At 39.9% G+C, this 10,428-nt stretch carries 10 protein-coding genes; 4 read left to right on the top strand and 6 right to left on the bottom strand.

Annotation, left to right across the window (positions count from 1 at the left end; genetic code table 11):
* Positions 1 to 419: 419 nt before the first annotated feature.
* Positions 420 to 2,663, bottom strand: coding sequence for a DNA mismatch repair endonuclease MutL (gene mutL, locus WC747_04070; GenBank protein ID MFA5999165.1), 2,244 nt, complete (start codon positions 2,661 to 2,663; stop codon positions 420 to 422).
* 492 nt (positions 2,664 to 3,155) lie between these two features.
* On the opposite strand from mutL, the gene WC747_04065 reads away from it, so the two are divergent.
* Together WC747_04065 and WC747_04060 are read left to right on the top strand one after the other, a co-directional pair.
* Positions 3,156 to 4,070 (top strand): DMT family transporter, encoded by a 915-nt coding sequence (locus WC747_04065; protein MFA5999164.1) that lies wholly within the window; start codon positions 3,156 to 3,158, stop codon positions 4,068 to 4,070.
* Positions 4,071 to 4,134: 64 nt separating this feature from the next.
* Positions 4,135 to 4,638 carry a hypothetical protein gene (locus WC747_04060; GenBank protein ID MFA5999163.1) on the top strand — a complete coding sequence of 168 codons (504 nt, stop codon included), beginning with the start codon at positions 4,135 to 4,137 and terminating at the stop codon, positions 4,636 to 4,638.
* Positions 4,639 to 4,804: 166 nt separating this feature from the next.
* On the opposite strand, the gene prmC is transcribed toward WC747_04060, so the two are convergent.
* Genes prmC through ftsY form a run of 3 tightly spaced genes read right to left on the bottom strand, consistent with a single transcriptional unit; the run spans position 4,805 to position 7,028 of the window.
* Positions 4,805 to 5,695 (bottom strand): peptide chain release factor N(5)-glutamine methyltransferase, encoded by an 891-nt coding sequence (gene prmC / locus WC747_04055; GenBank protein ID MFA5999162.1) that lies wholly within the window; start codon positions 5,693 to 5,695, stop codon positions 4,805 to 4,807.
* Positions 5,692 to 6,096 (bottom strand): hypothetical protein, encoded by a 405-nt coding sequence (locus WC747_04050; GenBank protein MFA5999161.1) that lies wholly within the window; start codon positions 6,094 to 6,096, stop codon positions 5,692 to 5,694. The genes prmC and WC747_04050 overlap by 4 nt, the downstream gene beginning before the upstream one ends.
* Positions 6,097 to 6,110: 14 nt before the next feature.
* Entirely contained in the window at positions 6,111 to 7,028 is a 918-nt protein-coding gene (gene ftsY, locus WC747_04045) for a signal recognition particle-docking protein FtsY (GenBank protein MFA5999160.1), read from the bottom strand.
* Between the two features lie 178 nt (positions 7,029 to 7,206).
* On the opposite strand from ftsY, the gene WC747_04040 reads away from it, so the two are divergent.
* A complete protein-coding gene (locus WC747_04040) occupies positions 7,207 to 7,878 on the top strand; it encodes a hypothetical protein (GenBank protein MFA5999159.1) in 672 nt (223 codons plus the stop codon).
* Between the two features lie 263 nt (positions 7,879 to 8,141).
* Here the strand turns inward: WC747_04040 and WC747_04035 are convergent, their stop codons facing one another.
* The gene (locus WC747_04035) at positions 8,142 to 8,735 is read right to left on the bottom strand and encodes a hypothetical protein (GenBank protein ID MFA5999158.1); all 594 of its coding nucleotides are present in this window, start codon (positions 8,733 to 8,735) and stop codon (positions 8,142 to 8,144) included.
* Positions 8,710 to 9,372 (bottom strand): ribonuclease HII, encoded by a 663-nt coding sequence (locus WC747_04030; protein MFA5999157.1) that lies wholly within the window; start codon positions 9,370 to 9,372, stop codon positions 8,710 to 8,712. The genes WC747_04035 and WC747_04030 overlap by 26 nt, the downstream gene beginning before the upstream one ends.
* 134 nt (positions 9,373 to 9,506) lie before the next feature.
* Here WC747_04030 and WC747_04025 point away from each other — a divergent pair, with 134 nt between their 5' ends.
* Positions 9,507 to 10,181, top strand: a complete 675-nt coding sequence (locus WC747_04025; GenBank protein ID MFA5999156.1) for an XRE family transcriptional regulator — start codon at positions 9,507 to 9,509, stop codon at positions 10,179 to 10,181.
* The last annotated feature ends 247 nt before the right edge of the window (positions 10,182 to 10,428 follow it).

Raw genomic sequence — 10,428 nt, 5'->3', positions numbered from 1 at the left:
TCGTATGCGCCCAGCCTACGCATATTCTAGCTCTGTCGTCGTTCGTCTCGAGTGTTTTGCGTGAGTAAAGTGTATCGAGAGATAATAAAGCTACGGCGGACACGGCCAAGGGCAAATACGAGTATTAATTCCGACTCAAGAATCCAAGTTATTATGGCCTCATCAGGAAATACTTTGCAATGGAGCCCCTGTTTCATTTTAACGAAGCAGGATGGGCGAATGCATTTTTATTTCCGTGAGATTTCCCAAAGATACTTCTTTGGGTCGTATGATTCCAAAGCATGTACGAAATCATGCTTTGGTGGCTGTGCCGCCATTAGGCACAGAGTTGAATAGTTTAAAAGTTGGTGAATGTATGTGGCCGTGCCCGCCATAGCCAAAGGCGACGGCTGGGTGATCGACTACTTAAAAACAAAATTTTAGATCAAATAATCAGACGATTGTTTCGAGCCAACGTAATCTCGCTTAAAATGTTTTTCAATATCTTTAAGCTCCATGCCCCATACCGTTGGTCTGCCATGTGGGCAACAAAAGCGATTTTCAGTTTTTAAAAGCTCTTTGATGACATTATCCATTTGCTCATGATTTAAAGTGTCACCAGCTTTACACGCGGCTTTACATGCTTTTTCTGCCAAGATTTTTTCATGAAGTTTTGCAAATAATTCATCGTGATCAATGTGGTGATTTTCTTTAATCCAAGCAAGGGCCAGATGGATAATTTCTTCAACTGCTTTTGCCTGCATCTGCACAGGTGTTGCTTGGATAATAAGCTCAGTCTGGCTAAACGCTTCAAACTGAATGCCATGTTTGTAAAAAAGTTTTTCATACGCTGTGATCTGTTCAACTTCGGACGAACTGAGTTTAACGATATGAGGAAACAATAGTCGAACGGTAGCAGTCTCAGCCATGTTTTTTTTGAACTGCTCAAATAAAATCCGTTCATGTGCAGCATGCTGATCGATCAAAATTAACTGATTGCTTTTTTCAAGCATGATGTAGGTTTTTTTAAATTGTCCCACAATCGAGTAGGGCTCTTGCTCGTAGATACATTCGTTAACGTCGGATGTTGTGGGTGCAGTGGCAGGTATTGTTTGGGTGGCTGAAATTGAGCTAGCAAATGTTACGGGTTCAATCGTTGTTGATTCCACTCCAGTCTTCGCGTGTGTTTTTTCTATCGCCGCTCGTCCCGACCGTGTCCGCCATAGCTGCAAGCGACGGCTGGAGTGTTCTGCTTCAGCAGAAAGTATCGAGGGATAGATGAAGCTATGACCGGCAGATTGGGGATCCAGCATTAAATCTTGCTTAGGACTTACATCTTCAGATGAAGAAAAATCATTCTTCCCACTCGTTTTCCCCGACTCGATACAGCCGTCGCCTTTGGCTATGGCGCACACGGTCGGAGATCCAGGTAATTCATTAATATTCCCTGTAAAAAACTTATAAGACCCATAAGCAACCTGCGGTTGAGCCTCGGCCACACCCGCAAAAGCTTTGCTCGCAGTAGCCAAGTTAACGTTTACAGAGTTGCTCAGCGTTTGCGCTACAGCTTCTTGAATAACGCGTTGCACAATGCCAGGATGTAAAAACTTCACTTCTTCTTTTTTTGGATGAACGTTGATATCCACTTGTGTCGGATCAATGGTGATAAATAAAAATGCAGCTGGATATTTCTGAGTTGGAAGTACACCATCGTAACCTTTGATGATGCCTTTAGTAATTTCGATATTTTTAACCCAGCGATTGTTGACGAAGGTAAAAATTTGTCCGCGATTAAAGCGGTAATAATGTGGCGTTGAAATAGCGCCGACGACAGAGATATTTTTTTCTACACTCGTCGTCCTCGACGCCGATCCAGTCTTCGCGTGTGTTTTTTCTATCGCCGTTCGTCCCGAGTGTTCTGCTTCAGCAGAATGTATCGAGGGATAGATGAAGCTATGACCGGCAGGCTGAGGATCCAGGTTATTAAAAGATTCCTCTTTTATTTCCAGATTAATCAATTGTTCATGAAGATTGCTGCTCCACAATTGTGCACATCGCGACTTCAGATCATCGCCTGTTGGTGGACAATTATATGACAAATGACCATTGTGGAATAATTTAAAATGTATGTTTGGGTAGCGTAGGCAAAACGCTTGAAATATTGAGACAATCAGATTCCATTCGGTGTCATCACTTTTTAAAAACTTTTTACGAGCAGGAATGGAGGCAAAAAGATCCGTGATGGTAAGAGTTGTTCCTACTTCTCTTGCAGCGACGGTTTCAGTTATTACTTTTCCTTCATGGAGTACCAGATGTGTTGCACTTTTTTCTTCAGCAGTTTTAGTTATGAGCTCAACACGACTGACTGATGCGATACTTGAAAGTGCTTCACCACGAAAACCATAAGTCACGATAGTTTGAAGATCGTGTACCGTTGAAATTTTACTTGTTGCATGATGAGCAAAGCACAACGTAGCATCGTCAGGGGACATACCGGACCCATTATCAGCAATGCTGATTTCGTCTTTGCCGGCAGCACGAGTATGAATCGTGATGGCGCTAGCTTGAGCGTCAATGCTGTTTTCGATTAATTCTTTTATGATGTGAGCCGGTCGCTCAATGACTTCGCCAGCGGCAATTTTGATGGCTTCATGAGGATCTAGAATTTTTATTGTTTGTGCCAAGGTGTATTCCATTACTTAGAAGGGGAGATATGTTTTTAGTGTATCAATAAATTTGAGTAACGAAAGTACAAAAAAACAACGAGCAAAGCTCTTTTGGTATTCGTCTCGACTGTGCATTATCTACCAATATAATCCACCCGTCGCTGCTCCCGAGTGATTTCGAAGAAATAGTATCGAGGGATAAAAAACATTTTAATCATTATCCCTCGATACATTCTGCTAAAGCAGAACACTCCAGCCGTCGCTTGCAGCTATGGCGGACACGGTCGGGACGAACGACGACTAGATTAGAATATGCGTAGGATGGATCGGGACGAATGACTACTGGGAGAAATGAGGTATGTTGAGAGGGATATGTCTTTTTTTGCAGCAAAGATTGAGTTTTTATGTTTTATGTGTGCAATATTCAATCTATGCGGTAAACTATAGTCAGTATTGAAGAGTGTTTATTATGTTTTCAACATAAAAAGCTCTAGATTTGAAGGCTCTGTTATGTTTTTAATTATTTTATTGTATGCAGTATTTTCTGCTATGACGTTTATCAACAGTTCGTTGATAGCTACAAACCCATATCCATTTTTCGTTGGCATGATACGAGCGCTTGGCAGCAGTGCTATTTTGCTTAGTTACTCATGGGTTTTCTTTCGAAAAGAAACTATGCAGTTTTCACTTCCAAAGCGCGGATGGAAGCTTTTGTTGACCTATGGCGTTTTGATTCATGCCTTTGTGATGTGTGGTTTTTCCTATGCTGTGCAATATGCTGATCCGGTCTCAATATGTTTTATTGTTGCATCGGGCCCATTTCTTACAGCAATTATTCAATATTTTCGCAAAGAAGAGTATTTGACCTATAAAAAAATAGTAGGGTTGTTGGTTGGCTTTTTAGGACTGCTTCCGATTTTGATGATCTCTGAGCACGCCGTTGCCATTGGCTCAAAAACTCAGAGTTTGCAGTGGTGGGGTAACTTAGTAGCTTTTCTTTCTATGTTAGTTTTTTCTTATGGATGGATTGTTTTAAAGCAGTTCTTGAAAGAGTTTTCTCATCCTATCCAGCTCATTAATGGGATTGCTATGCTGGTTGGAGGACTTGTTTCTGCTGTTTTTGTGATGTTTGTTCATGGTTTTAGTATGTTTTCACTGTCCTTTTCACACGATTTTCCGACACTGATGATGGCATTTTTGGCATCGAGTTTGTTGACCTATATGCTGTACGTCTACCTTTTAACGAAGTATTCTCCCACGTTTATATCCTTTGCTGGCTTTCTAGAACCAGCCTTTGGGCTCTTTTATGGAGCAGTTTTCATGGGGTACGCAGTTACTGGAAATGCACTTTTCGCGCTCCTAGTGCTTTTTGCGGGCCTTTATATCTTTTATCTTGAAGAATTAAAAAACACCCCTACCTTTTGACCCCTTAGTATTGATCAGATAGACTATTTATAGTTTAAAAGTTCAAGAAAACATGGAGGTTTTTATGAAAAAGTTATTATTAGCCGTTACGGCAATTATGTGTATGAATGGTCAAGCGCAAGCTTCTTGGGCTTCGGCTACAAGAATGGGTGTTGTTACCGTAGTAGCTAATACGCCATTGATGTATGCTGTTTGGTCTCATAAAGTTGAATCAGCACGTATTGGTAATGATGTCGTTAACTCAATTCAAGCTGCAACAGCAAAGCTTAATCAATTTACTCCACTTATGAATCATCCTGCTTTACAAGATAAAAGTAACATGGGATGGACAGAGTGGGCAGCATCTGGGACAGGAAATTTTATGTCACATGTGTTTAATACGGTTCTGACTACTATAGCAATTCAATTGGTAATGAGCGCAGCTATGAGTACTATGCAAAATGCTGCAACATCGATGATGCAGGAAGAAGATACTCCTGAAGTTAAACCTACTCCTGCGCAAGCAAAGCCAGGCTTGGCTCCAGCTCCAGTACAAGCAAAGCCAATTGTGCCTCAGGCAAAAAAGTAACGATTTTATAAAGTATAAATTCTTAACTTAAAATTATATTGGTGCCCTAGATTAATTTCTTAGGGCACCATTTTTTTACCTGTCTTCCAGCCGTCGCCTTTGGCTATGGCGGACACTGTCGTTTTCAACTTCCCAGCCGTCGCCTTTGGCTTTGGCGGGTAAACTGTCAGGCTTGCGCGTCTTTTTTACACCAGATAGTTCGCCAGTTGTCAAAAGAATCTTTATGGCTTGTTGCATCCCAACCCGCAGACTCTGCGAGTGCATGTGCGCTGTCTTTGTGATATTGATCAATTTCGATTACAAGCTGGCAAGGTAGTGACGTTGATGGCCTTAGAAACAAGGCTGAATTTTGTACTATTTTTTCAATGATTGCAAGGCCTTGATTTGGAGCAAAGAGTGCTCGAGGATCTTCCCAGTTTTGCACTTGAAGTGATAATGTTTTAGACATCTCTGGATTGATGTAGGGAGGATTTGAAACAATTAAATCAAAACGACTTTGATCAGGCAGTGCTGAAAATAGGTCAGACAGTACAAAGGTAATGTTGGAAATATTGTTTTTCTCTGCATTGCTACGTGCAAGCTGTAAAGCATCTGGGTTGATATCAAGTGCCGTTACATGAGCTTGCGGAAAATGACGAGCAAGAGCAAGTGCGATGCAACCAGATCCGGTTCCAATATCCAAAATATTTTTTATTTCTTTTTCGTAGGGTTTGAGTGTTTGAATTAAATTATGCACCCACTCTTCGGTCTCTGTTCGTGGAATTAAGATTGGTGTTTGAACATCGATAGTCAAATCTAAAAAAGGCACAAACCCAAGCAGGTATGCAAGAGGCATATGCTCAACAGTTAGTTTTACGATGCACTGCTGCATGGTGGTTTGCTCTTGAGGTGTTAAAAGATTTGAAAGCAAGAGCGTTCGCTCGTCGTCCTCGGACTTGATCCGGGGATCCAGCATTAAAACTTCTTTTCTTTTACCCGTGACATGCTCAAGCAGCCACCAAGCTTCTTGACTGGAAAGATTCGTTTTAGAAATAATTTCTTTGATGATAGCTGTCATGAGCAACAATAGTTTTCGTGAGCCACCCAATATAAACACTGGCTGAGACAATCACAAAAACAACAACAATTATCGTCTTTGTCGGAATTTTCTTGTGATGGCAAATGGTGTCTGTCTTGATAACTTTCGAAAGAATTTTGAGCATTACTTAAAGGATTGCCGCCTTCCACTTCTTGCCCGAGATTTATTTCATTGATGGTTTCTGTAAGACTAGTGGCTGTTGGTGTTTGATTTGTTACAACATGAAACAATGTCCCATCTACTAACCGTATTTGAATGGCATACGGTATAACATTGCCGTCTGACGTTTGAGTTACTACAGTACCAGGTAAAGATGAAAAACAAGCCGTAGAAATGCTTAAACCAAGTAATAAAAAATAGTTTTTTACGTAAATTTTCAAAATAATTTTCTTTCTTATTGATGCTTGTTTGATTGAAACTTAATTTCACCAAGCAAATTTTGAATATAGAGTTCAGGATCAAACGGAGTCATGTCGTCAATGTGCTCACCCCAAGAAAGATAAGCAATCGGGATTGCAAGCTCTTGTACAATTGAAAATACTATTCCGCCCTTAGCGCTTCCATCAATCTTCGTTAAAACAATACCATCTAGTGCAGTGGATTGATGAAAAATTTGTGCTTGATGGAATGAATTTTGGCCGAGCATTGCGTCAACGGTCAGCAGTGTGCATACGATGTGGTTTGGCAATTGCTTTGTAATAATTCTTTTTATTTTTTCAAGTTCCTTCATTAAACTTTCTTTGGTTTGAAGGCGACCAGCAGTATCGATAATTAATGTGTCAAAGTTTTGATTTTTGAACTGCTCGCAAGCATCAAATGTGACGGATGCTGGATCTTGATTTGGTTTGCCTATGACCAGGCTAGCGCCTGCTTTTTGTGCCCAAACAGTAAGCTGCTCGGGAGCTGCTGCACGAAATGTATCGGCTGCTGCAATCAAGCATGATTTTTTTTGTTGGACAAGGAAGTGAGCTAATTTTCCAGCAAACGTTGTTTTTCCACTGCCATTAATGCCGACTAAAAGAAAAATGGTAGCAGATGGACATGGTTTATTTTGGGCAAGTAAATGTGCCAACTCTTGGTGTAATATTTTTTTAATATCGCTGCCTTCTTGAAGGCTGCCAGCTTCATAAGCACTTTGTAGATGGGCAATAATTTTTTTTGTCGGAGTTGTGCCGGTATCAGCTTTTATTAAAAGTTCTTGAATTTGATCGATGGTTGCCTGGTCAATTGATTTTTTTTCAAAGATTGATTGTAGCTGTGTGGTAATTCCAGAGTAAATCTTTTTGAGTTTTTCTTTAATAAATTGAAACATGGGATCAACCTTGGGTAGTTATGATTGGTTCTTGTTTTACGTATTTTAGTATTCCATATATTTGTAAGATTGGCAAAAACCGGCTTTAAATATCCTTTGCTGTAAACATTTTTAGTTTTTCTTGATATAGTTATCGTGGTAAGAGATTATATGTTTTAGATTGAATAGGGGTAAATCTATGAATAAAAAATCTTTGTTTTTAGTCATTTTATTATCTGCATCACAGGGACAAGCTCTTTGGGAATTGCCAGCAGCTTTTTTAGTTGGCATGGCAGTTAAAACGCCTACCGGCCAATGGATCGCAAAGCTCATTTTTTCAAAATGTAAAAAAGTTTTTTTAAGTAGAGCGCCAAACGTAAAAATTGAAAATCCTTCCGTTGGAGATTCAACTATTCAGTCTGATGTGCGCAGCGGCTTTATATCCTTAGGCAATGCTTTAAAAGGCATAGCGCTCAAAAGTCACGTAGCCATGAGTTCTAGCCTTGTAGCTTTTCTGGCTCGAGCAAAAAATATACAACCTAAAAATCCCTTAACTAGCTCAGTTGAAACATCTACAACGGAGCATACTCAAGTTAAATGGACCTCCTGCGAGCAGCCGCACGTGGATCAAAACAGTCCAAACGTTGGCCCAAGTGTTAATCATTTTGTAAAAATTGATGCTAAAACACTCAGTCAGTCAACGTCTGGTTTCTTTCCAAAAATTACCAACAATTATCACAGTGGCGTTCCCGAGCACGTTATGGCAGAAGCTGGAAAGAAACAGTTTTGGAAAGGTGTAAGCGTTGGCGGTTTTACCGTGGGTACGACTTTGACTTGGTTGCATAAATGCCAAGAGCAAAAAACACACTGAAAACATCGAGCTGTAAATTATTTCCCCGTCGTTCGCCCTGATCCAGCCTACGTATATTGTCACCTACCCGTCGTTCGTCCCGAGTGTTCTGCTTTAGCAGAATGTATCGAGGGATATTGGAACTTCGGCGGACATGGTGTTTTTCGAAAAAAATAACCTGCCCTGCGTAGCCTTACGCGAAGCCTGGGTATTGAAGGGTAAAGAATAATTATCCCTCGATACAAAATTGCTTTGCAATTTCACTCGGGACGAACGACTGGTGGCTACTCTATAAATAAATGATTTGATCGCTGGAGAAATATCTTTAATTTTTGATAATCATTTTTACACAGCATAGAAAACGTCTCAATAAAACTATGAAAATTAGTTTTGTTGAGCGCTTTTTTTTCGTGAAGATTTTTAAGAAGCGCTAAAAGGAGCTCGTCAATGTTTGCCAGCTGAAGATTAAATAAAAGGTGTAAAAATTGTTCACTCGCAAAAAAATGTTGGCACTGCTCAGGACTAGCGTTGCCGATAAAAGCATGAATCTTTGGAGGTTTGCCGGGGAGATGATAAAAAATTTTACCATTTTCGCCGTAACCTATGGTGATGCACGTAAAGGTGGTTTGTAAAAATTCAAAGATTTGTGGTTGCTGCAGGAGTAGTTCTTCTTCTGTTTTTTGGTAAGGAGTTGGGAACCGAATGGGATCCATTGATCCAGTTTTAATGGAGTTGACTATACCAAAAATTTGAAGCGGACCATGCGAAGTGATCACAAGCGAACCAAAAGTGGGCATGATGTCCCATTTCCAGCATTGGCCGGTCCACTCTGATAAATTGCCTTCAATGATCTCAGAGAAAAAGTGATTGTTGTTCATGGTGTAGTTCCGTTAAAAAATTTTTTAAAAAAGTCTGTCGATGAATAATTGACGCTTGATGCGTGCGCAAACAAGCTTGATGTTTAGCGGTAGCGTAGCCTTTATGGCTTGATAATTCGTACGATGGGAAAGTTTCATTCATGCGTGTGATGATAGCGTCTCGAGTTACTTTTGCTATGATCGAAGCTGCTGCAATCGATGCTGATTTCGATTCACCCTGAGTAAATGATTGAATTTCTATATCTTTGTAAGGTGTTGACGCAAGAGTAATTGGCATAGCATCAACAAGGATAAGGCTCGGAAGTTTAGGCGCTTTGTCAAAAAGGTGCAAAAGAGAGCTTTTCATGGTCATCGCCGTTGCTTGGTAAATATTATGCTTGTCAATAATTCGAGAGCTACTTACTGCAATGTTGTACGTGCAATGGTTTATTAACCATTTGTAAACTTCTCGTAATTTTACCGGAGATAGCTTTTTTGAATCAATGAGATTTGGATGATAGACGTTTTCACAGAGAATAACTGCGCAGGTTACAACTGGTCCAGCAAGGCACCCTCTACCAACTTCATCCATTCCGCAGACCTGGAGGCCTTTGTCCCAATGTTCTTGTTCAAAGGTATACATCTTTTTATTGATCATCTTTTTTCTCTTTGTGTAAAAAGTTCCAGGGTGGGTTTCTATTTGACAGATAGCGGTTTTTCGATATTCTCTATGCTTATAAGTACCATATAATCATACTACCATACTACTAAAGTTCAAAATAAGGAGTTACTATGTCTCTTTCAACCGAGCTTCGGGTTAAAGAATTACTTAGAGAGAAAGGGTGGACCACTAGGGTTTTAGCAGAAAAAACAGGGATGTCCGAAAGTTATTTGACACATATTAAAAATGGCACAAGAAGATGGAACGAGGATTCCTTAAGAAAGCTAGCAAACGCTTTTGAGATCACTCCGACCGATCTTTTTATGCAGCGTCGCAAAAGAACCGATAACATTGATAACAATGTTAGTTTGCCAGAAAAAACAGATGTGAGCTTAAAGCTTGGCGTAGTGCCAGTTGTGGGCGATATTCCATCAAATCCGTCACCATACACCAATCAATTAATGCAGATTACAACAGGCTTTAAGGACATTTTTGTTCCAGGGCTGAATTTAACCGATTCATCTATGTTTGCATTGGCAATTGATAATAACAGTATGGCTCCTATGTTTAACAAAAACGATTTGATCTTGATTTCTCCTGAAGTTTGGATGAGAACTGGTGACGTCGGAGCTGTTGAGTATGGCAACGATACACCGAAAAAAGCTATCATGCGTGTGACTTATGCTGATGATTTTATTCTTTTGTCACCAGTTAATCATAAAGACGCTCCTGTAGCCTTAATTCGTGGAAAAGATTACTTTAGAATCATTGGACGAGTCGTTCAAAGAATCCAAAATTTTGCATAAAAATTGTAGTTTTTGTTTTAGACTGGACGTTTTTTCTAATTTTGTTAAGATTAAAACATGTTTTTATTTATATAACCCTATTATGCCTTTAACAGAGTTTTCTGGCATAGAATCCACATAGGAAGTCTGTTTATGTTTCGATATGAGATTTTATTTCTCACCGTTCCAGAAATCACTAAAGATGAATCTGAAGCGATTAAAACCCACTTTACAAAAGTAGTTCGTGCTCATAAAGGCACGTTAGTTT

Source organism: Candidatus Babeliales bacterium (assembly GCA_041660205.1).
Lineage (GTDB): Bacteria > Babelota > Babeliae > Babelales > Chromulinivoraceae > JACPFN01.
This window is presented reverse-complemented; position numbering and strand designations above follow the sequence as displayed.